Consider the following 19768-nt stretch of genomic DNA (forward strand, 5'->3'; position numbering starts at 1 on the left):
GGACCATTTCGAAGGCCGCAGCTACATCGGCTGGCACCGCCACGTCACCCTCACCGCGCTGGCACAAGCGTTCCGCACCCAACTGCGCCACGACCCAAAAGCCCCTGCGCCGGCCCGACCCTCTACGCCGTACTCCGCGAACTCCAGACCCTGCTCAGCGTCTGGACCGGCGCCTGCCGCACCTGCCTGCAGCCCATCCCAACTCGACGCCCGACCCCAACAGACACGACATAACAAAGCACTACTAGGGACCGGCCGAGCGGGTCGCGGCCCTCGCGAGCAGCGTCTCGTCCAGGCGGCGCCGGAGCTCGTCGGGTGACTCGAAGACCTCGCGGGCGCCCGCGGCGCGCAGCTCGTCCGCCGAGAACCCGCCGCTGAGCACGGCGTAGCCGGGGGCGCCGAAGGCCTCCGCGGCGCGGAAGTCCCACACCGAATCGCCCACCAGCACCCCGGCCGTCCCGCCGACCTTGCGCATCGCGGCCTCCAGCAGGTCGGGCGCGGGCTTCGTGCGCTGCACCTCGGCGGACGTCGTCCAGTCGTCGGCAAGCTTCTTGCCGTCGAAGAGGCCGAGATAGTGCTCCACGTGCTCCGCCTTGCCCGAGCTGGCGAGCACGATCCGGAAGCCCCGCTCCCTGACCTCGGTGAGCAGCCCGGGCACGCCCTCGAAGGGCTGCACCTCGTCGAGCATCGGGGCGAACTCCTCGGCCCACCCGGCGCGGAGGTCGTCGCCGAGCCGCGCCTCGACGTCCTCGCCTGCCACCGCGGCGACGAGCTGGTCGCCGCCCATCCCGATGGCCCGGTGCAGCCGCCAGAGCGGGAGCGTGATGCCGTGCCGGCGGAAGGACCGGAACCACGCGATCGCGTGCTGGTAGTTGGTGTCGACGAGGGTGCCGTCGACGTCGAACACCGCGGTGTCCGGAGGGGCGGTGTCCGGAGGGGCGGTGTCCGGAGGGGCGGTTTCGGGCCGGGCTTGATCGGGATCCACAGCGCCCGGGTACCCAGTGGCCCGCCGAGAAGAACTCGTGCTCAGGCGTTCCCGGCCTGCTGTTCGGCCACCTGTGCGCGGAGCCGCTCGTTGTGCTCCAGGATCTCCGGCGTGGCGATCGGCGCGAAGTCCTCCACCTCGAAGATGCGCCGGATCTCGAGCTCCGCCTCACCCTCGACCGGGCCGTGCGGGCACCGCTTGGCCCACTCCACGGCCTCCTCAAGGGATTCCACCTGCCAGATCCAGTACCCCGCCACCAGCTCTTTCGCCTCGGCGAACGGGCCGTCGATCACGGTCTGCTTCCCGCGGGAGTACCGCACCCGCGCCCCCTGCGCGCTGGGGTGCAGCCCGTCGCCGCCCACCAGCACCCCCGCGGCCACCAGCTCCTCGTTGTAGCGGCCCATGGCCGTGAACAGCTCCTCGCTGGGCATCTCGCCGGCCTCCGCGGCCGGGCCGGGCTTCATCAGGACCATCACGCGCATCGGTTTCCCCCTTCGACGTCCTCGGCGGCGGAGCGTAGCTGCGCCCAGAGTGCCCCGACGTGCTCGGGGCCAGTGGCGACGGACCCGATCGCGACCCTGATCACGTACCGCCCGTCGACCACGGTGTGGGTGAGCAGCGCCGTCCCGGACGCATTGACGCGCTCCAGCACAGTCCGCGTCGCGGAGTCGTCGGCGTCGGCGCCGCGGCCGGTGACCACGCGCAGGCAGACGAGTGCGAGCGACGGCGGCGCGGCCAGCTCGAAAGCGGGGTCCTCGCGCACCCACTCGGTCAGGTCGGCGGCGAGCGCCACGTGCCCGCGGACGTGCTCGCGCAGCCCGCGCAGCCCCAGCCCCTGCACCACGGCCCAGAGCTTGAGCGCCCGGAACCGGCGCCCGAGCGGCACCTGCCAGTCCCGGTAGTCGACGACCGCCCCGGACTCGGACGCGGCGTTGCGCAGGTACTCCGGCGTGATCGACAGGGCCCCGGGCAGCGCGTCGGCGTCGCGGACCCAGAGCAGCGATGCGTCGAACGCGGTGAGCAGCCACTTGTGCGCGTCGGTGCAGAACGAGTCGACCAGCTCCGTGCCGTCCACGACCCAGCGGAACTCCGGGCACACCGCCGCGACCCCCGCCCACGCCGCGTCGACGTGCACCCAGGTGCCGTGCTCGCGGGCGACCGTCGCCACCTCGCGGACCGGGTCGATCGCTCCGGTGCCCGTGGTGCCCACGGTCGGGCAGACGAGCACAGGCCGCAGGCCCGCGGCGATGTCGGCCTTCATCGCGGCCGCGAGCGCCGTCGGGGACATCGCGAGCGAGCCGGGCGCGGGATCGACGACCCGCAGCGCCTTCGCCCCCAGCCCCGCCACCCGCACGGCCTTGGCCAGCGACGAGTGCGTCTCGGCGGTGACGTAGACGCGCTCGGTGCCGTCGACGCCGGACTCCCGCCAGTCCGGGGAGCCGCGGTGCAGGGCCGCGAGCAGCGCGACGAGCGCGGCGGAGGACGCCGAGTCCTGGATCGACCCGCCGCCGCCACCCGCGAACGTGAACGCCGGGTCCAGGCCGAGCGCGTCGGCGAAGCCGTCGAGCAGCACCTGCTCGACCTCCGTGGCCGCAGGTGAGGTGGACCAGAGCATCCCCTGCACGCCGAGCCCGCCCGACAGCATGTCGCCGAGCAGGGAGTGCAGGGACGCGTTGGCCGGGAAGTAGCCGAAGAACCCGGGGTGCTGCCAGTGCGTGCTCGCCGGCACGACCACCCTGTCGACCTCGCCGAGCAGCGCCTCCAGCCCGCCCGGCTCCTCGGGCAGCGCGGCCGGGAGCTGCGCGCGCACCCAGCCCGGCTCGACCTCGGGGCGCACCGGGAGGTCGCCGAGGCCGGCGCGGTAGCCCGCGATCCAGTCGACCACGGCGTGGCCGAGCCTGCGGAACTCGTCGGGGTCGAGGTCGGTCATCGCGCGTTCTCCTGCAGCCATCCGGTGATGAGGTCGAGCGCCTCAGGCGCCATCGTCGTCTCGATGGACGCGTACTCGGTCGGCGAGCCCGTAGCGGCAGGCTGCATGAGGTGGTTGAGGCCCGGGAGTACCCGCACCGTCGCGGCGGGGTTGCCGGCGAGCAGCGCGCGCATGGCCGGTTCGCTCTGCGACGGCGGCACCTGCAGGTCCTTGCCTCCGAACAGCGCGAGCACCGGCACGTTCAGGGCGGCCAGCGCGGGTGCGGGGTCGTAGGTGACGAACGACCGGAACGCCGGCGAGACCGGGAGCTGGGCCTCGATCTCCTCCGGGGTGGGCCGCTGGTCCGCGGGCAGCGCCGCGATCTGTTCGGTGATGCGGTCGCGAGCGAGCTGCCGGGCGGCGTCGTCCTGCCCGGCGGCAAGCAGCCGCGACAGCTCGCGGACGTAGGCGACCTGGGCCTCCACCTGAGCGGGCGGGGCGCCCACCTGCTCCAGGATCATCCGGTTCTGCAGCTCGAGCACGTCCTGGCCGCGCACGGCCGGACCGGCGACGAGCACCACGAACTCGACCACGCCCGCCGCCCGCTGCGTGACGAGCGGAGCGAGGTACCCGCCCTCGCTGTGCCCGAGCAGCCCGATCCGGCCCGGGTCGACATCCGGCCTGCGCTGCAGGAACGCGACGCCGGCGAGTGCGTCGGCGGCGAGGTCGTCGTACGTCGCCTGGCCCAGGTCCCCGCCCGACCCGCCGACGCCGCGGTCGTCCGCCCGGAGCACGGCGAACCCGGCGCGGGTGAGCCTGTCGGCCAGCAGCAGGAAAAGCTTGTGGCCCGAGATCGACTCGTCGCGGTCCTGCGGGCCGCTCCCACTGAGGAGCAGGACAGCGGGGAACGGGCCGGCGCCCACCGGGCGGGTGAGCGTGCCGGCCAGCGTCAGGCTCCCGCTGGGGTAGATCACGTCGTCGCTTCGGTACGGGAAGGGCGGATGCGGCTCCTGCGGCCGGGCCGGGGCCGCGAGCGGGCCGCGGGCCAGCGAGAACGGGAGCGTCTGACCGGCCTGGGTGTAGTTCCCCGAGATGCTCGTGCCGTCCTCGGACAGGACGCCGTCGAACGCGGCGTTGCCGGGGACGTCGGGCAGGTCGAAACGCACGGACCGGTCGGTGACCCGGAGGTTCGTCAGCGGCAGCGCCAAGAGCCCCTGCGCCGGGAGGTCGAACGTGCCGCCGCCGCCGGTCAGGCGCACGCCGATGTCCAGCGGCGAGCCCGGCAGCTCGATGCGGCCGTGCCAGTCGCCCTCCACCGTCGGGACGGCGGTGGCCGGGGGCGGGGTGGCTGGGGGCGGGGCGGGAGGGGGCGGGGCGGACGCCGAGCAACCGGCCGCCAGGGCCACGGCCAGAAGCGGCACCAGGAGGCCCAAGATCGATCGGCGCATGGGCCCCACCGTAACCACCCACCCGGGGGTGTCCGTTGTCACGTCTCGCGGGGGCAGCGCATGCGGCGTCGGCGGCGCATGGTCATCGGGTGTCGACCGATACCGCCTCCAGCGTGGGGGAGCGGGGCAGGCTCCGCCTGCTGCAGCTCGCCGCCTTGACCAGCAACTGCGACCGGTTCGCCATCGCCCCGCTCCTCGTGGTGATCGGCCTCGACATGGGTGTCCCACTATCCGCCGTCGCGGGCGTGGCGAGCGCGTATTTCCTGGCCTATGGGCTCATGCAGCCGGTGTGGGGGATGATCAGCGACCGCATCGGGCGGGTGCGCGTGATGCGGCTGTCGCTGCTGGGTTCGGCGCTGGCGGGCTTCGGGTCGGCGGTGGCGCCCAACCTGCTCGTGCTCGGGATCACCCGCACCGTCGCGGGCGGGTGCTTCGCGGCGCTCATCCCGTCCACGCTGGTCTACGTCGGGGACATGTGGCCGCCGCGGGTGCGGCAGCGCCCGCTCGCCGACGTGCTCGCCGCCTCGTCGTTCGGGATCGCGCTCGCCACCGCGGGGGCGGGCCTGCTCGCCGACCTCATCGGATGGCGGGTGGTCCCGGCGGTCACGGGGTTCGCGGCCGCCGTGCTCTGGGTGGCGCTGCGCCGGCTCCCCGAGCCCGAGCGCGCCCCGGTCACGGGCAGCCCGCTGCGCTCGATCGCCACCGTGCTGCGTCACCGGTGGGCGCTCACGGTGTTCGTCATCGTGTTCGTCGAGGGCATCACCGTGATCGGCGTCCTCACCTACCTCGCGCCCGCCGTGCAGTCCATGGGGTCGTCGGCGGCGCTGGCCGGTCTCGTCGCCGCGTCCTTCGGCGTCGGTGCCCTGGCCTGGTCGCGGGTGGTCCGGATGCTGGTCGGGCGGCTCTCGGCCAGCGCGCTGGCCAGCGTCGGCGGCATCCTCCTCGTCGCGGGCTGGGCCGCCGTCGCGGTGGCCGTGACCCTCCCGACGGTCGCACTGGCGGGTCTGCTGGTCGGCGGCTCCTGGGCGTTCCTGCACACCACCCTGCAGAGCTGGGCCACCGAGGTCGTGCCGGCGGAGCGCGCCACCGCGGTGGCGCTGTTCGCGGCGCTGCTGTTCCTGGGCAGCGCGGCGGGCACCGCGGCGGCCGGGCCGCTCGCCGAGGCAGGGGCGTTCGGTGCCGTGTTCGTCGGGGCGCTCGTACTCGCCGTGCCGCTCGCCGTGGCAGCGGCGCTCGCCCGCTCCCGGTACGGCCGTCGCGGCGTCGTGGACCCGGCACCCGCGGCCGAGTGATCATCGCGCCCGATGCGGCACGATCGCGATGTGCTGAACGCCGCCGACGAGCTGTCCGCGGGACCCGTGAGGCTGCGCCGGTGGCGCGCGGCCGACGCCGACGCGCTCTACCGGGCCGTGCGCGAGTCGATCGAGCACCTCGCGCCGTGGATGCCGTGGGCGGCGCAGGGCTATTCGACCAGCGACGCGGAGACCTACATCGCCGGCACCGACGAGCGGTGGGGCACCGACCACGACTACGCGATCATCGCGCAGGTTGACACCGTCGTGGGCGGCTGCTCGATGATGGCGCGGATCGGGCCGGGCGGGTTCGAGATCGGCTACTGGGTGCACCCCGGGCACACCCGCCGCGGCTACGCCACCGGCGCCGCCGCCGCGCTCGCGGAGGAGGCGTTCCGCATCGGGGCCGACCGCGTCGAGATCGTGCACGACGCCGCCAACGTGGCGAGCGGGGCCATTCCGCGCAGGCTCGGCTTCACCGAGGTGGACCGCCGCCCCCCGCAGGAGGAGCTCACGGCGGGTGAGGTCGGTCTCGACGTGGTCTGGCGCTTGCGCGCCCCCGCGTCCCCGGTGGTATGACAGTCAGCACTGACGGTTTCGGCACTCACGGTACGACGAGGGGCAGGCACAGTGAACATCACCGACGGCGTCGCGCTGGTCACGGGAGGCGCGTCCGGGCTCGGTCTCGCCACGGCGAAGGCGCTGGCGGCGGCAGGCGCGAGGGTGGTGATCCTCGACCTCCCCACCTCCGCGGGCGCGGAACGGGCCGCCGAGCTCGGCGACACGGCCAGGTTCGCGGCCGCTGACGTCCGCAGCGAGGACGACGTCGCCGCCGCCCTCGACGTCGCGGACGAGCTCGGCCCGCTGCGGGTCGCCGTCAACTGCGCGGGCACCGGCAGCGCGATCCGGACCATCGGCAAGAAGGGCGTCTTCCCCCTCGCCGACTTCACCCGGGTCGTCGAGATCAACCTCATCGGCACGTTCAACGTGATCCGGCTGGCCGCCGAGCGGATGGTCAAGCACGACCCGGTGGGCGACGAACGCGGTGTGATCATCAACACCGCGTCCGTCGCCGCGTTCGATGGGCAGATCGGCCAGGCGGCCTACTCCGCGTCGAAGGGCGGGGTGGTGGGCATGACGCTGCCCATCGCCCGCGACCTCGCGAGCGCCATGATCCGCGTGGTCACGATCGCACCGGGCCTGTTCGACACCCCGCTGCTCGCCGGGCTCCCCGAGGAGGCCAGGGCCTCGCTGGGCCAGCAGGTGCCGCACCCGGCCCGGCTGGGCGACCCCGCGGAGTACGGCGCGCTGGCCGCGCACATCGTGGCCAACCCGATGCTGAACGGCGAGGTCATCCGCCTGGACGGCGCGATCCGCATGGCCCCCCGCTAGCCGCCCCGTGCAAGGAAAGCCACTTTCATTGCGCTAGACGCAAGCAAAGTGGCTTTCCTTGCGTTCGGGGGCGGGGTCAGGCCGCTGGGACCTTGTCCAGGAAACCCTGGGCCGTTGTGATGCGGCCATCCTCGTCCACCGTCGCCACATCGAAGCCGATCACCAGCGGCTCCGCGCCTGCCGGGCCGAGTCCCCAGCGGAAACGGCAGACGTCATGGTGGGCGTCGACATCGCCGACCGGGCGGAACTCCATGCCGGGGAACTGCTGCTGCACACCGGCGATCAGGGCGTCGATCGCATCGGTGCCGGTCACATCGGCCAGCGGGTCGACGTATCGCGCGTCCGGCGCGAACGCCTTCTCGATCGCGACGCGCCGGGCGCCGTCGTCCCTGGTGTTCCAGGCCGTCAGGTAGTCCGTTACGAGCGTGGTGGTCATCGGGGTTCCTTCCTGTTGCTGTCTGACAGGAACGAGCCTCGCCCGGCCCGTGCCGCCGGTCGATCACCTCAGAGGTAATGCGGGAGCCGTCAGAGCACCTGGATGCGGCGGCCGGCGGTGTTCAGCACGACGTCGCGGAAGGCCGCGCGCCCCGTGCCGTGGCCGAAGTGGCTGACGGCCACCAGCCGCAGCGACGCCAACCGGGCGGGGGACGGGCCGACGAAGCGCCCGTGGTCGGACCACACGTCCCGGGTCTCCCGGCGCCAGCGGCCCAGCCCGGCCGCGCCGCGGCGCACCGGCACGTGCGCCGCGTGCTCGACGTGGGCGCGGGCGGGGCAGACGAACGTGTCGTCCTCGGGTTCGAGGGTGGTGCTCCAGAACCACGTGATGCTCGACGACCGCCGTGCGCCGGGGCCGTCGTCGAGCACGGCGGATACGCCGAGCAGGTCGTGGCTCCACGGGGTGTTCTCGGGGCCGCGGCCGGGGAGCGTCTCCACGCGCCAGCTCCACTCGACGGTGGTGCCCGCGGTCAGCTCGACGTCGACGTCCTTCTCCAGGACGCCCGCGTCGTCGTGGCAGTGCACCTCGATGGCAGGCCGGCCGTCGGCCGCGGCGTGCCGGAAGATGTCGCCGGGCCCCACGTCGAGCAGGTAGTTCCAGCCCGCGGGCGGCACCACGGGGTCCTGCAGCCGGGAGCGCTCGGCGCGGGCCAGCGCGGGGTCGGCCATGCCGTCGGGGAGCGTGGCCAGGCCGTCGACGGGGTCGGCGTCCCGCGGCCAATGCAGCACCGTGACGTCGAGCGAGCCCCGCTCCGGCCCGTACGCGTCGTGGCCGACCGCCAGGGTGCCGGACGCGTCGGCCCAGCACCCGAGGTACACACACAGCTCCAGCGGACCGGAGCGATCGGCCACGACGGTGGCGGTGTCCTGCGTGCACCCGAAGATGCGGCCGCCCGGCACCCGGCCCCACAGGTGGTACTTGGCGCCACCGTGCCCGTCACCCCAGTTGATGCGCCCCGAGCCGAGCAGCGTGACGCGGTCGCCGCGGCGGACCGTCAGGCCGGTGGCAGTCCACGGCCGAACGCTGCCCGGCAGCACCAGGTGCACGGCCACGGGGGGTTTCGATGCCGGCCGCGTCATCGGCCCACCCTGGCAGATCCGCCGCCGCGCGGGGGGCGATCAGTGGTTCTGGTGGTAGGCCTCGAGCACGTTGGACGGGATGCGCCCGCGCTCCGAGATCTTCATCCCCTGCTGCGTGGCCCATTCCCGAATGGCCTGGTTCTGCTCCCGGTCGGTGCTCGGGCGGACCGAGGCAGCCGCAGCGGCCGAACGCCTGCGACCACCAGTGCGGCGAGCAGCGGAAATGAAGGGCGCGAGGGCGTCGCGCAATCTGGCGCTATTGGTCGCCGACAGGTCGATCTCGTAGGCCTTGCCGTCGACCGCGAACTCGACCTGCTCGTCGGCCTCGCTGCCGTCCAGGTCGTCGACCAGGGTGACGGTCGTCTGCTTTGCCACGTCCACTGCCTTTCCGAGGTGTTCCGGATACACCGAGGTCCCTCGAGAACGGCAACGTGAGGGGTGTCCGCGGCTTCCGAACGAGGCGGCTGCTATTTGCGAGAAGCATGATAAAGGAACAGGTAGCGTATTGTCGATCGGGGTCTGTTAGCCGGGTCCGGGCCACCCGTCCGGCGCCGGTCGCAGCATCGCGATTCCGGCCTAATGGCATCCGGGGCGGCGGAAAGAGCGCCGTCCGGCCCGGGGCGTGTCCTAGGCTCCCCCGACGTGGGCGTGACGGTGGAGCGACAGGGACGGGTGCTGGTGGTCCGTATGGACCGCGCGGCGAAGCGCAACGCCATCGACCCGGCGATGACGGCGGGGCTCGACGCCGCGCTGAACGAACTGGACGACGACCCCGATCTGTGGGCAGGCGTGCTCGCCGGCACCCCGGAGGCGTTCTCGGCAGGCACCGACCTGGCCGCGGGCGCGGGCAGCCCCACCCCGCGCGGCGGGAACTACGGCGTCGTGCGGCGCGACCGCAGGACACCGCTGGTGGCGGCCGTCGAGGGCCTCGCCTACGGGGGCGGGTTCGAGCTCGTGCTGGCCTGCGACCTCGTCGTGGCCGCCCGCACCGCCCGGTTCGCCCTTCCGGAGACCGCCCGCGGCCTCGTCGCGAACTGCGGCGCGCTGTTCCGGGCGCCGCGGGCGCTCCCGCGCAACATCGCGGCCGAGATGCTGCTCACCGGCGACCCTCTCGGAGCGGAGCGGGCGTGGTCGCTCGGGCTCGTCAACCGGCTAGTCGAGCCGGGGGAGGCGGAGGCGGCTGCGCTGGAGCTGGCCGGGCGGGTCTGCGCGCACGCCCCGGTGGCCCAGCGCGCCACGCTCGGCGCCCTCCGCGAGGTCGCGGCGGCCGAGGACGAGCGCGGCTGGGCGGCCACCGAGCACGCACAGGCGGCGATCACCGCCTCGGCCGACGCGCAGGAGGGCATCGCGGCCTTCCGTGAGAAGCGCGAGCCGTACTGGACGGGCCGCTAGGACTTTCCCAACTCAGCGCCTGCCGAGCACTCGTTGCCGGCGCGACCGCTCGGACCGCCGTGGCTCGGCCCGCACGGGCGCGGGCGGCAGCGCCACCTCGATCTCCCCGCCGAGCCGGAAGCCCGGCGCCAGGCCGAGGTCGTCGCCGCTCCAGAACCGGCCCGGGTCGTACCAGCTCGGGCTGCGGTGCTCGGCGAGCAGCCCCATCTCCTCGTACGTCAGGGCGACGACCTCGGCGCAGTAGGCCGTTTCCAGGCTCGCCTGTTCCGCCTCGCCGTCGGCCGCGCGGCGGCGCCGGAGGGCTGGGGCGCGTCCGCGCAGCCAGCGCCCGGCCAGCTTCGCCGTCGACGGGAACGGGGTGCCGTCGAGGCGCGCGACGGCGCGGAGCCCGGCGTCCTCCGTCGCCCGGTCGACCGGGCCTTCGAGCTGGCGCAGCCAGGCCCGCTGCCCGTAGCGGTGCCCCCACTGCAGCACGGCGTCGCGCAGGTCGTGCAGCTGGACGCCGCGGTGGTGGGTGCCCGACCACAGGTCCGGCAGCGCGCGCCCCAGCTCGGCATGCCACATCAGCGGCGGGAGGTCGTCGACCGCGATCGTCATGCCGACGTGGTTGACCGGGGCGTTGGTCAGACCGCGGATGGCCCGGTCGGCGCCGCTGCTGCCGCGGAACACCCAGATGTCTCCGGTGCGCGCCAGCTCGCAGGCGCGCTCGAGGGTGATCACGCTGCCCGGCACGGCCGATAGGCTAGTCGGATGCGCTGGTGGAAGTGGCTCGGGCTGGCAGGGCTCGCCGGGGTGGCGGCCACGGGTGTCGTCGCGGTCCGTGCGGAGCGGCGCAGGCGGTCCTACACGCCGGACGAGATCCGCTCGCGCCTGCACGAGCGGGTGGCGGAGAGCGCCGCCCGCCTGCCCAACCCCTGACTGCACACACGCCCCGTGCACCGCACATAGGGTGCCGTCGGTCAGGCGCGTTGCAGGCGGCCGAGCTCATGGGCGTCTGCGTCCAGCAGGACCAGCGTCTCGCCGTCGAACCCCGCGCGCGCTGCCGCTCCCAGCCAGCCCGGCACGCCGACCATGCCCTCACAGGCCATCAGCGTCGACGGGCCGCTCGTGGCAAGGAAGATCCCGCGCGGGCCCGCCGTCCAGCGGCCGGCCGCCGAGTTGCAGCCGTCCGAGCCGGTCCAGGAGCCGTCCGCCGCCAGCTCGACGTGCGGCGGCTGTGGTGCCGTGGACGTTTCCGCCGGCGCCCACCGGCCGGGCAGCCGGGAGCGATCGGCCGGTTCCAGGCCCGGCGGCAGGGGATCCGCCTGCCCCGTCCGGGCCTCCGGGGCTCCGGGAGCCGCCGTCGGCCCCGCCTGCCGGGACAGCCGCGCTGTCGGTTCGCCCGCGGCGTCGTGCAGGACGAGGTCCGTGCCCTCGGCCGCGACGGTGGCGGCCGCGGCCAGCCACGGCGGCGTCGACGCGTCGGGCGGCGCCTGCGTGGCGCCGCTTGCGCCGGTGACGTGCGCGACGAACAGCCCTGACGGGTCGGCCCGCCAGCTGCCGAACCGCACGTCGGTGCCGTCGCGCAGCTCGAATCCGTGCGGGTCGACGGCGAGCACGGCGCCGGTGCCGGTCACCGACCAGGTGCCGACCAGAGCGCTGGGGTCCACTGGTTCTCCTCCTGCTCCTGCGGAGGGCGCGGCGGGCTGGCCGCAGGCGGTCACGGCGAGGACTGCCAGCCCGGCGAGGACTCGTGCGAGGTGCATGCCCACAGGACGGAACGAGCCCCGCAGGCGGTTGCATAGGCTCTGGTACGTGGAGAAGCGGAATGCGAAGAGGCTCGGCCGCGATGTGGGTGTGGTCGGGTTGGGTTGCTGGCAGCTCGGGTCCGGATGGGGTCACGTCGACGAGTCGGACGCGCTGGCCGTGCTGCACGCAGCCGTCGACGGCGGCGTCACCTTCCTCGACACGGCCGACGGCTACGGCGACGGCCGGAGCGAGACCCTCATCGGCCGGTTCCTGCGCGAGCGCGGCGCCGGCGCGGGGCTGACAGTGGCCACGAAGATGGGCAGGCGCGTCGAGCAGGTGCCGGAGAACTACAGGCGCGAGAACTTCCGCGCCTGGAACGACCGCTCCCGCGCCAACCTCGGCGTCGACACGCTGGACCTGGTGCAGCTGCACTGCCCGCCCACACCCGTCTACTCCAGTGACGCGGTCTACGACGCGCTCGACGAGCTGGTCGAGGAGCAGCGGATCGCCGCGTACGGGGTGAGCGTCGAGACCGTCGACGAGGCCCTCATCGCGATAGCCCGGCCCGGCGTCGCGAGCGTCCAGATCATCCTGAACGCCTTCCGGCAGAAGCCGATCGAGGACGTCCTGCCCGCGGCCGCCGACGCGGGTGTCGCGATCATCGCCCGGGTGCCGCTCGCGTCCGGGCTGCTGTCGGGCCGCTACACCGCGACCACCGCCTTCGACGCCGACGACCACCGCAACTTCAACCGGCACGGCGAGTCGTTCGACGTGGGGGAGACCTTCGCCGGGGTGCCCTACGAGGTGGGGCTGGAGGCTGTGGAGCGGCTGCGCCCGCTGGTGCCACCCGACGCCACGATGGCGCAGCTCGCGCTGCGCTGGATCATCGACCAGCCCCAGCTCACCGTGGTCATCCCCGGCGCGCGCAACGCCGAGCAGGCCGCCGCCAACACCGCCGCCGCTGCGCTGTCCCCGCTGGGGGCGGAGGTGCACGCGGAGGTCCGCGCGGTCTACGACGAGCTGATCCACCCGCACGTGCACCAGCGCTGGTGACGGCTGGGAGGGTCCTGAACAACTCCGCCCGTAGCGGGCGTCGCGCAGTAGGGCCGAGTTGTTCAGGGCGCTCCTAAAGGTTCGCCGTCGCCGCGTCCAGGTACCCGGCGAACTTCTTCCGCGCGGCTTCGGCGCGGGTCGGGACGTGCTCGGTCGGGACGTCCACCGGGGCGTAGCCGCGCAGGATCCGCTTGGCCACCGTGGCCTTGTGCACCTCGTCGGGCCCGTCGTAGATCCGGGCGGCGCGGGCGGCCCGGTACATCTCCTCGAGCGGGAGGTCGCCGGAGAAGCCGAGCGAGCCGTTGACCTGGATCGCCCGGTCGATCACGTCGTGGAGCACCTTGGCGCCCCAGTACTTGATCATCCCGATCTCGATGCGGGCATTGCTCGCGCCGACCCGGTCCATCGTCCAGGCCGCGTGCAGCGTGAGCAGCCGGGCCGCCTGCATCTCGGCGGCGGACGTGGCCACCCAGTCCTGCACCATCTGCTTGTCCGCGAGCACCGAGCCGTGTGTGTAGCGGCTCACGGCGCGCTCGCAGAGCATGTCGAACGCCCGCTTGGACTGGCCGAGCCAGCGCATCGCGTGGTGGATCCGGCCGGGGCCGAGGCGCTGCTGGGCGAGGCGGAAGCCATCGCCCTCGTTGCCCACTAGGTTTCCGGCGGGCACGCGGACGTCCCGGTAGAGCACCTCGGCGTGCCCGCCGTAGAGGTCGCCGCCGACGGCCGGGTGATCCATCACGGGGATGTCGCGCACGATCTCGACGCCGGGGGTGTCCACGGGCACGACGAACATGGACGAGCCCTGGTAGGCGGAGACGTCCGGGTCGGTCACCGCCATCACGATGAGGAAGTCGGCGTGCGATGCGTTCGACGAGAACCATTTGTGCCCGTTGATCACGTACTCGTCCCCGTCCCGGACGGCACGCGTGGCCAGCAGCGTCGGGTCGGCACCCGCCCCCGGTTCGGTCATCGAGAAGCAGCTGCGCAGCTCGCCCCGCAGGAGCGGGTGCATCCACTGCTCCTTCTGCTCCGGGGTGCCGCCGATGGCGAGCAGCTCAGCGTTGCCGGAGTCCGGCGCCTGGTTGCCGAAGATCCCCGGCGCGAAGCGGCACTGGCCGAGGATTTCGTGCATCAGGCCGAGCCGGACCTGCCCGAACCCGCCGCCGCCGAGCTCGGGAGGCAGGTGCGCGGCCCACAACCCCCGCTCCTTCACCTGCTCCTTCAGTGGGACGGTGATCCGGGCGAACGTCTCCCGGTCCAGGTCGAGGGTCTCCAGCGGGATGACCTCGTCGCGGACGAACCCGCGCATCCACTCGAGCTGCGCCTCGAACTCCGGTTCGGTCGAGAAGTCCCACGCCATCGTCCGCGCCTCCGCATCGTCGCCAGCGGGACCGAGCAGCCCCGGCGGCCATCGTGCCTCGTGCGGATCACGGCGACAGCGCGAATTCCAGCCGGGTAGCTCAGTGGGCGGGGGCGAGCGAGCGGTCGGGCGTCGCGTCGGCCTGCTCCGGTGTCTCTGCCGCGGCGCGGGGTTCGGCAGCCGGACGGGGGCCGCAGACCCAGCCGCACTGCATGTGGTCCCAATAGCAGTGGCGGTCGTGCTCGTGCCCTGCGCTCAAGTCGCTCGTGCCGTGCGTCATCGTGCTCGTCCCTTCTCAGGCGAGGGTGTGGATCCGGACGAGGTGGCCGTCCGGATCGGGGACGTCGGCGGCCCAGCCCCGGTACCCCGCAACGGGGTCGGTGTGCGGGATGCCTGCGTCGTCCAGTCTCTCGAGGAGGGCGTCGAGGTCGGCCCTGATACCGACGGCGAGGCAGACGGAGTCGAAACCGGCGAGCGCGCGAGCCCGCTCCGCGTCCTCCCGCAGGGCCAGCCGCATATCGGCATCCGGGTGCCGGAGCCCGACCCCGCGGAGCACGCCGTCCTCGCGGAACTCCACCTCGTCCACGAAGCCGAACGCGCGGCCGTACCACTCACGGCTGCGCTCGACGTCGCTGGCGGGGAGCTTGACGTGGTGCAGCCCGCTGGGCGCCCCTTCGGCCCAGACGTGCTGCACCACCACCCTCGCGTCGACGACCCGCATCGCGTACTCGGTGACGAACCGGCGGTGCGGTTCGGCGTCGACGTAGCGGCGGGCCGCGGCGAAGTCCGGGAAGTCGAGGACGGCGACGAACTCGTGGTTCCCCGCGAAATGCGCGGCGTCGTCTCCGTAGCGGAGCGCGGACAGCTCCGGGATCGCCCGCAGGGATTCCATCGCGGCGCGGAAGCCCTCGCGGTCGGCCTCGGTCGCATCCTCGGCCCACCGGTGGGCGACGACCTGTCGGAACATCCCGACCCCCCATTTTGATCTACCATGTATCTAACGAAGATACGTAGAGTAGGATCGCCCGGTGTCCGACGTCAACACCTCCCGGCGCGGGTACGAGTCCCCCCTGCGCCGCAGGCAGGCCCACGCCACCCGTAGCGCCGTGCTCGCCGCCGCCCGGGAGCTGTTTCTCGAGCAGGGCTACGGCGCCACCACGGTGGAGCAGGTGGCCGCGCGCGCAGGGGTCAGCAAGCCGACCGTCTTCACGGCGGTGGGCAACAAGCAGACGCTGCTCAAGGTCGTGCGCGACGTCGCGATGGCAGGCGACGACGAGCCGGTGATGATCAACGAGCGCGAGCGTGCGGTGTCGGCGCGCGATGAGCCCGACCAGGAGCGCGCAATCCTGCACGTCGCGGCGTCGATCATGGGGGTGAACCGCCGCTACGCCGGGATCGACGGTGTGCTGCGCGGCGCGGCCGCAGGTGGCGAGGACGGGCTGCGCGAGCTGTGGGAGTCCAGCGAGCAGCAACGCCTGACGGGCGCCCGGTTCTGGCTGGAGACGCTCGTGGCGAAGGCGCCGCCGCCGGAGGGTTTCGACGTCGATGCGGCGGCCGAAGAGCTGTGGATCTACATGGCCCCCGACCTGTACGCCCGCCTCGTCGACGGCGTGGGCTGGAGTGACGAGCGCGTCGAGGCGTGGCTCGTGGCGCGCATCCGGGGCCTGCTGGGGCTACCCGGAACGTCCGTAGAGCTCCGCCGGGTCGACGGTTCGCTCCATCAGTAGTCCTGACGGCGAATCGGTGAAGCCGAAGGGCCGGTAGACGCCGTGCGCGTCGCGGGTGGCGAGTATCAGCCTGCGGAGCCCGTACTCGTCGGCGCGGGCCGTGACGGCCTCGACGAGCGCGGAGCCCACTCCCGCGCCGCGGGCTTCGGCGACGACGAACACGTCGGCGAGATAGCCGAACGTGGCGCGATCGGTGACGAGCCGGGCGAACCCGATCTGCACGCCGTCGCGGTGCGCGCTCCAGCACTCCGACCCGGCGATCGCGGCCTCGACGACCGCCCGCGGCACGCCAGGGGACCAGTAGCTCGCCGCGAGCTCGCGGTGCACGAGGGCGACGTCGAGCCGGTCGCGGTCGTCGGTGATCTCCAGGCCGTCGGTGGCCGGACTGTCGGTGTCCACTCGGTCACCGTACGGGCGGCCCCAACGGGTAGGTGTTATCCGGGTCCCCGTCGCCGCGCCCGCGCGGCAGGAGGTCGAACACGTTCCAGACCGGGCTCATCAGGTCCATCCCGCGACCCGTGCCGTCGGGGAAGTCGGCGGGCTCGGTGACGACGTGGCGCACCGCGTCGCCGTCGCGGACGTGCACGCTGAACGCCGGGAAGAGCGCGCCGCGCGACCCGGCCACACCGAGGTCGTCGAGGAACGAGGTGCCGGCGCTCGACACCAGCCGTACCCGTGACCAGCCGCGGGTGCGCGCCCAGCCGCGTACGGCGGACAGCGGCGCTGGCGCCATCACGGCGAACGCGGTGCGCCGGGTGAGGTGGCGCTCCACGCCGTTCAGCCCGTCGACGAACATCGAGCAGGCGGCGCAGGCGGCCGTGTCCTCCGGGTGGAACATCAGGTGGTAGATGACGAGCTGGTCGTGGTCGCCGAACAGCTCCGCAAGCGTGACTGGGCGTTCGGGCCCGTCCTCGGCGAGGTCGGCCGGCCCCTCCCTGAAGGTGTAGGGCCCCAGCTCGCCGCCGGGCGGCAGGCCGCGGCGCTGCGCGGCGACGGCCTCGATCTGCTCGCGCAGCGCCTCCTCGGCGCGCCGCAGGTCGATGCGGGCGCGGCGGTGGTCGTCGCTCGCGGACTCGGGCCACAGCCGCGGCGACTCGCCCTCGACGTGCAGCGTGATGCTCTTGAGCTCCGTCCACCACTCAGCGGTCGTCACGGCTCCTCCTCGGCGATGCGCTTGATGTCGGCAAGTCGGGCGTCCCAAAAGCCGGCGACAAACTCACGCAGCTCGGCGAGCGCGTCGGGCTGCGCGCGGTAGTAGCGGCGCGTTCCCTGGCGGCGCTCGGCAACGAGCCCCGCACCGCGCAGCACCCGCAAGTGCTGCGAGACGGTGGGGCGCGCGACGTCGGGGAAGCGACCCGCGATCGCACCCGCGGTCAGCTCCTCGTCGCGCACGAGCCGCAGGATCGCGCGCCTGCGCGGTTCGACCAGGGCTTCCAGGACGGCCTGCACCGCCCGATCGTAGGCTCTTGCTTACGTAGCTGGCAACCTACGAACTCTTGTCGTCCTCGGAGGCTGCCCGCATCTCGGAACGCAGGATCCGCGCGGACCGGCCGAGGCTGCGCGCGGCGTCGGGCAGTCGTTTCGCGCCGAACAGCAAGATGGCCACGCCGATCATGATCGCCCAGTGCCAGGGGCTGAGCTCGCCCATTTTCGACCTCCCGTTGAGAAGCAACACTTCATTGTGCGCCTCGTGGGGTGGCTCCGGAAAATTCCCAAAGACATGGTTGGAAAGTGCCGCAATTCCGTTCCCGGCCGATCCGTCCCCATTCGTCCGAAGTCGGCGCCCGAACCCTCGGTACTGGCAGACGCCCGAACCATCGGTACTGGTAGACGTAGGGCGTGGGTGTCGTACGCGCATCGGCCCGGCTGGCCGTCATCGTTGTGGTCGCGGCTGTCGTGCTCGCCGCGATGACGTTTCCTTTCGTGGGAGGGGTGGGTCTGCTCGCGGCTCAGATCAGCGCGTCGGAAAATGGTCTGACGCCAGAGCTGCAGGCCGGGGACGCGCCTGCCGTCACGACCGTGACCGATTCCACCGGAAAACCCATTGCGTACCTGTACGACCAGTTCCGGGTTCCTGTGCCGTCTGCGGAGATCGCGCCCGCGATGAAGGCCTCGATCATCGCCATCGAGGACCGGCGCTTCTTCGAGCACGGCGGCGTCGACCCGGTCGGCACCGCCCGCGCCCTCGTCAACGACGCGAACGGCGGGGCCACCCAGGGCGGCTCGACGCTCACCCAGCAGTACGTGAAGAACTACGAGCTGTACGTGGCCGCCACCACCGACGCGGAGCGCCAGGACGCGGTCGCGCCGAGCCTGGCGCGCAAGCTGCGGGAGGCGGAGTTGGCCGTGCAACTCGACCACCAGCTGAGCAAGGACGAGATCCTCGCCCGGTACCTCAACCTGGTCTATTTCGGGCACGGCGCCTACGGCGTCGACGCCGCGGCGCAGGCCTACTTCGGCACCACATCGGCGGCGCTCACCGTGCCGCAGGCGGCGCTGCTCGCCGGGATGGTGCAAAGCCCCACCGCGTTCGACCCCGTGCAGCACCCGGACGCTGCGAAGACCCGCCGCGACGTCGTGATCGAGCAGCTGCGCCTGCAGGGCGCGATCTCCGCAGCCGACGCGGCCGCCTCCACAGCAGCACCCCTTGGCGTGGTCGCGCGGCCGGCTGTGCCCGGACAGGGCTGCACCGCCGCGGGCGCCGCGGGCTACTTCTGCGCCTACGTCCAGCAGTACCTCGACCAGGCCGGCCTCACCTCCCAGCAGCTGCGGGGCGGCGGCTACACCATCCGCACCACCCTCGACCCGAACGCGATGGCAGCCGCGAAGGCCGCCGTGGACGCACACGTGCCGCCGAGCGCCCCGCACGTCGCGGACGTGCTGGCCTTCGTCACGCCGGGAGCTGACGCGCACAACGTCACCGCCCTGGCAGCCAACCGGACCTACGGCAACGCGCCAGGGCAGTCCAGCTACGGGCTGCCGTTCGTGCCGGAGAACCTCGGCGCCGGCTCGGTCTACAAGATCTTCACTGCGGCCACGGCCTTGCAGGAGGGCGTGGCCGGGATCGACACGGTGATCGACGTCCCGCCGAGCGGCTACCTCTCGCCCATCTACAAGGACGCCTCCGGACACCCGTTCCCGGTGCGTAACGCGGAGGAGGGCCTGGCGCCGCAGCTCACGCTGACCGACGCGCTTGCCCAGTCGCCCAACACGGCGTTCGTGAAGCTGGAGGAGAGCACTGGCGTCGCCCCGGTCGTCGACATGGCGCAGCGGCTCGGGATGACCTCACTCGGCGACCCGGTCAGCAACGCGCCGGGGGCGCCGTCGATCGCCGACCGGGTCAGGGCGGAGGCGCAGGCGTCGTTCACGCTCGGGGTGTCTCCCACGAGCGATCTCGAGCTCGCCAACGTGGGGGCCACCCTCGCGAGCCACGGGGTCTGGTGCCCGCCCACTCCGATCACCTCCGTTACCGACCGGACGGGCGCCCTGGTCCCGATCACTCAGCCCGCGTGCACGCAGGCCGTCGACCCCGGACTCGCCGACACGCTCCTCAACGGGCTCTCCCATGACGTCGCACCGGGTGGCACTGCTGCCGCCGCCGCTGCGGCGGCGGGCTGGAACCGGCCGATCGCATCGAAAACCGGCACCACCCAGACGTCCCAGTCGGGCGCGTTCGTCGGCGCCACCCCGCAGCTTGCCGGCGCGGCCATCCTGTTCGACGACTCCGCGTCACCCCGCCCCATCTGCTACGGCTCGCCGCCGTACTCGTGCGGGACCGGCACCCTCTTCGGCGGCGAGACCCCGGCGCAGACGTTCTTCCAGGCCGCGACGAAGGTGCTCGGGAACGCTCCGATCCTGCCGCTGCCGCCGGTGGACCCGCGATACCAGGCCGTCCGGCACTGACCCA

The 19768-nt window shown here is 73.1% G+C and carries 24 protein-coding genes; 8 read left to right on the forward strand and 16 right to left on the reverse strand.

The window, feature by feature from the left end:
- Window positions 1-244: 244 nt before the first annotated feature.
- The 4 genes from ABD143_RS26530 to ABD143_RS26545 are packed head-to-tail and all read right to left on the reverse strand — an operon-like array spanning window position 245 to window position 4342.
- The gene (locus ABD143_RS26530; RefSeq protein WP_343983999.1) at window positions 245-985 is read right to left on the reverse strand and encodes an HAD family hydrolase; all 741 of its coding nucleotides are present in this window, start codon (window positions 983-985) and stop codon (window positions 245-247) included.
- Between the two features lie 41 nt (window positions 986-1026).
- Window positions 1027-1467, reverse strand: a complete 441-nt coding sequence (locus ABD143_RS26535) for a YciI family protein (RefSeq protein ID WP_343984001.1) — start codon at window positions 1465-1467, stop codon at window positions 1027-1029.
- Window positions 1458-2915, reverse strand: a complete 1458-nt coding sequence (locus ABD143_RS26540; protein ID WP_343984003.1) for a pyridoxal phosphate-dependent decarboxylase family protein — start codon at window positions 2913-2915, stop codon at window positions 1458-1460. The genes ABD143_RS26535 and ABD143_RS26540 overlap by 10 nt, the downstream gene beginning before the upstream one ends.
- Window positions 2912-4342 carry an alpha/beta hydrolase family protein gene (locus tag ABD143_RS26545; RefSeq protein WP_343984005.1) on the reverse strand — a complete coding sequence of 477 codons (1431 nt, stop codon included), beginning with the start codon at window positions 4340-4342 and terminating at the stop codon, window positions 2912-2914. The genes ABD143_RS26540 and ABD143_RS26545 overlap by 4 nt, the downstream gene beginning before the upstream one ends.
- 89 nt (window positions 4343-4431) lie before the next feature.
- On the opposite strand from ABD143_RS26545, the gene ABD143_RS26550 reads away from it, so the two are divergent.
- The 3 genes from ABD143_RS26550 to ABD143_RS26560 are packed head-to-tail and all read left to right on the forward strand — an operon-like array spanning window position 4432 to window position 7026.
- Window positions 4432-5634 (forward strand): MFS transporter, encoded by a 1203-nt coding sequence (locus ABD143_RS26550; protein ID WP_343984007.1) that lies wholly within the window; start codon window positions 4432-4434, stop codon window positions 5632-5634.
- 12 nt (window positions 5635-5646) lie between these two features.
- On the forward strand, window positions 5647-6213 hold the full coding sequence (locus tag ABD143_RS26555) for a GNAT family N-acetyltransferase (protein ID WP_343984009.1): 567 nt from the start codon (window positions 5647-5649) through the stop codon (window positions 6211-6213).
- A gap of 51 nt (window positions 6214-6264) precedes the next feature.
- A complete protein-coding gene (locus ABD143_RS26560) occupies window positions 6265-7026 on the forward strand; it encodes an SDR family NAD(P)-dependent oxidoreductase (protein WP_343984011.1) in 762 nt (253 codons plus the stop codon).
- 76 nt (window positions 7027-7102) lie between these two features.
- Here the strand turns inward: ABD143_RS26560 and ABD143_RS26565 are convergent, their stop codons facing one another.
- The 3 genes from ABD143_RS26565 to ABD143_RS26575 all read right to left on the reverse strand — a co-directional run bounded on the left by ABD143_RS26565 (window position 7103) and on the right by ABD143_RS26575 (window position 8976).
- Entirely contained in the window at window positions 7103-7462 is a 360-nt protein-coding gene (locus ABD143_RS26565; RefSeq protein ID WP_343984013.1) for a nuclear transport factor 2 family protein, read from the reverse strand.
- A gap of 89 nt (window positions 7463-7551) precedes the next feature.
- A complete protein-coding gene (locus ABD143_RS26570) occupies window positions 7552-8601 on the reverse strand; it encodes a DUF3047 domain-containing protein (protein ID WP_343984015.1) in 1050 nt (349 codons plus the stop codon).
- A 39-nt stretch (window positions 8602-8640) separates the two neighbouring features.
- Window positions 8641-8976: a histone-like nucleoid-structuring protein Lsr2 gene (locus tag ABD143_RS26575; protein ID WP_343984017.1), complete on the reverse strand. Its 336-nt coding sequence runs from the start codon at window positions 8974-8976 to the stop codon at window positions 8641-8643.
- A gap of 267 nt (window positions 8977-9243) precedes the next feature.
- Here ABD143_RS26575 and ABD143_RS26580 point away from each other — a divergent pair, with 267 nt between their 5' ends.
- Complete coding sequence (locus ABD143_RS26580) at window positions 9244-9993, forward strand: enoyl-CoA hydratase-related protein (protein WP_343984019.1); 750 nt, start codon at window positions 9244-9246, stop codon at window positions 9991-9993.
- A gap of 12 nt (window positions 9994-10005) precedes the next feature.
- On the opposite strand, the gene ABD143_RS26585 is transcribed toward ABD143_RS26580, so the two are convergent.
- On the reverse strand, window positions 10006-10725 hold the full coding sequence (locus ABD143_RS26585; RefSeq protein WP_343984021.1) for a hypothetical protein: 720 nt from the start codon (window positions 10723-10725) through the stop codon (window positions 10006-10008).
- A gap of 18 nt (window positions 10726-10743) precedes the next feature.
- Between ABD143_RS26585 and ABD143_RS26590 the strand changes: the two genes are divergently transcribed.
- A complete protein-coding gene (locus tag ABD143_RS26590; RefSeq protein WP_343984023.1) occupies window positions 10744-10911 on the forward strand; it encodes a hypothetical protein in 168 nt (55 codons plus the stop codon).
- 41 nt (window positions 10912-10952) lie between these two features.
- Here ABD143_RS26590 and ABD143_RS26595 read toward each other — a convergent pair whose 3' ends face one another.
- Window positions 10953-11642 (reverse strand): META domain-containing protein, encoded by a 690-nt coding sequence (locus ABD143_RS26595; RefSeq protein WP_343984025.1) that lies wholly within the window; start codon window positions 11640-11642, stop codon window positions 10953-10955.
- Between the two features lie 94 nt (window positions 11643-11736).
- Between ABD143_RS26595 and ABD143_RS26600 the strand changes: the two genes are divergently transcribed.
- Window positions 11737-12774 carry an aldo/keto reductase gene (locus ABD143_RS26600; protein ID WP_425563747.1) on the forward strand — a complete coding sequence of 346 codons (1038 nt, stop codon included), beginning with the start codon at window positions 11737-11739 and terminating at the stop codon, window positions 12772-12774.
- Between the two features lie 73 nt (window positions 12775-12847).
- Here the strand turns inward: ABD143_RS26600 and ABD143_RS26605 are convergent, their stop codons facing one another.
- From ABD143_RS26605 to ABD143_RS26615, 3 genes are all read right to left on the reverse strand, one after another.
- Window positions 12848-14134: an acyl-CoA dehydrogenase family protein gene (locus tag ABD143_RS26605; RefSeq protein ID WP_343984029.1), complete on the reverse strand. Its 1287-nt coding sequence runs from the start codon at window positions 14132-14134 to the stop codon at window positions 12848-12850.
- 100 nt (window positions 14135-14234) lie between these two features.
- On the reverse strand, window positions 14235-14414 hold the full coding sequence (locus tag ABD143_RS26610; protein WP_343984031.1) for a hypothetical protein: 180 nt from the start codon (window positions 14412-14414) through the stop codon (window positions 14235-14237).
- Window positions 14415-14429: 15 nt separating this feature from the next.
- Entirely contained in the window at window positions 14430-15101 is a 672-nt protein-coding gene (locus ABD143_RS26615) for a VOC family protein (protein WP_343984033.1), read from the reverse strand.
- 61 nt (window positions 15102-15162) lie between these two features.
- Between ABD143_RS26615 and ABD143_RS26620 the strand changes: the two genes are divergently transcribed.
- Window positions 15163-15861 (forward strand): TetR/AcrR family transcriptional regulator, encoded by a 699-nt coding sequence (locus ABD143_RS26620; protein ID WP_343984035.1) that lies wholly within the window; start codon window positions 15163-15165, stop codon window positions 15859-15861.
- On the opposite strand, the gene ABD143_RS26625 is transcribed toward ABD143_RS26620, so the two are convergent.
- The 4 genes from ABD143_RS26625 to tatA are packed head-to-tail and all read right to left on the reverse strand — an operon-like array spanning window position 15808 to window position 17509.
- The gene (locus ABD143_RS26625) at window positions 15808-16260 is read right to left on the reverse strand and encodes a GNAT family N-acetyltransferase (RefSeq protein WP_343984037.1); all 453 of its coding nucleotides are present in this window, start codon (window positions 16258-16260) and stop codon (window positions 15808-15810) included. The two genes, ABD143_RS26620 and ABD143_RS26625, sit on opposite strands and share 54 nt — an antisense overlap.
- A gap of 4 nt (window positions 16261-16264) precedes the next feature.
- Window positions 16265-17014, reverse strand: a complete 750-nt coding sequence (locus ABD143_RS26630; protein ID WP_343984039.1) for a DUF899 family protein — start codon at window positions 17012-17014, stop codon at window positions 16265-16267.
- Window positions 17011-17310: an ArsR/SmtB family transcription factor gene (locus ABD143_RS26635; RefSeq protein ID WP_343984041.1), complete on the reverse strand. Its 300-nt coding sequence runs from the start codon at window positions 17308-17310 to the stop codon at window positions 17011-17013. The genes ABD143_RS26630 and ABD143_RS26635 overlap by 4 nt, the downstream gene beginning before the upstream one ends.
- 37 nt (window positions 17311-17347) lie before the next feature.
- Window positions 17348-17509, reverse strand: coding sequence for a Sec-independent protein translocase subunit TatA (tatA, locus tag ABD143_RS26640; RefSeq protein ID WP_343984043.1), 162 nt, complete (start codon window positions 17507-17509; stop codon window positions 17348-17350).
- 191 nt (window positions 17510-17700) lie between these two features.
- Between tatA and ABD143_RS26645 the strand changes: the two genes are divergently transcribed.
- Window positions 17701-19764, forward strand: coding sequence for a transglycosylase domain-containing protein (locus ABD143_RS26645; protein ID WP_343984045.1), 2064 nt, complete (start codon window positions 17701-17703; stop codon window positions 19762-19764).
- Window positions 19765-19768 lie beyond the last annotated feature (4 nt).

It is taken from the genome of Pseudonocardia aurantiaca (assembly GCF_039526725.1).
Classification (GTDB): Bacteria; Actinomycetota; Actinomycetes; order Mycobacteriales; family Pseudonocardiaceae; genus Pseudonocardia; species Pseudonocardia aurantiaca.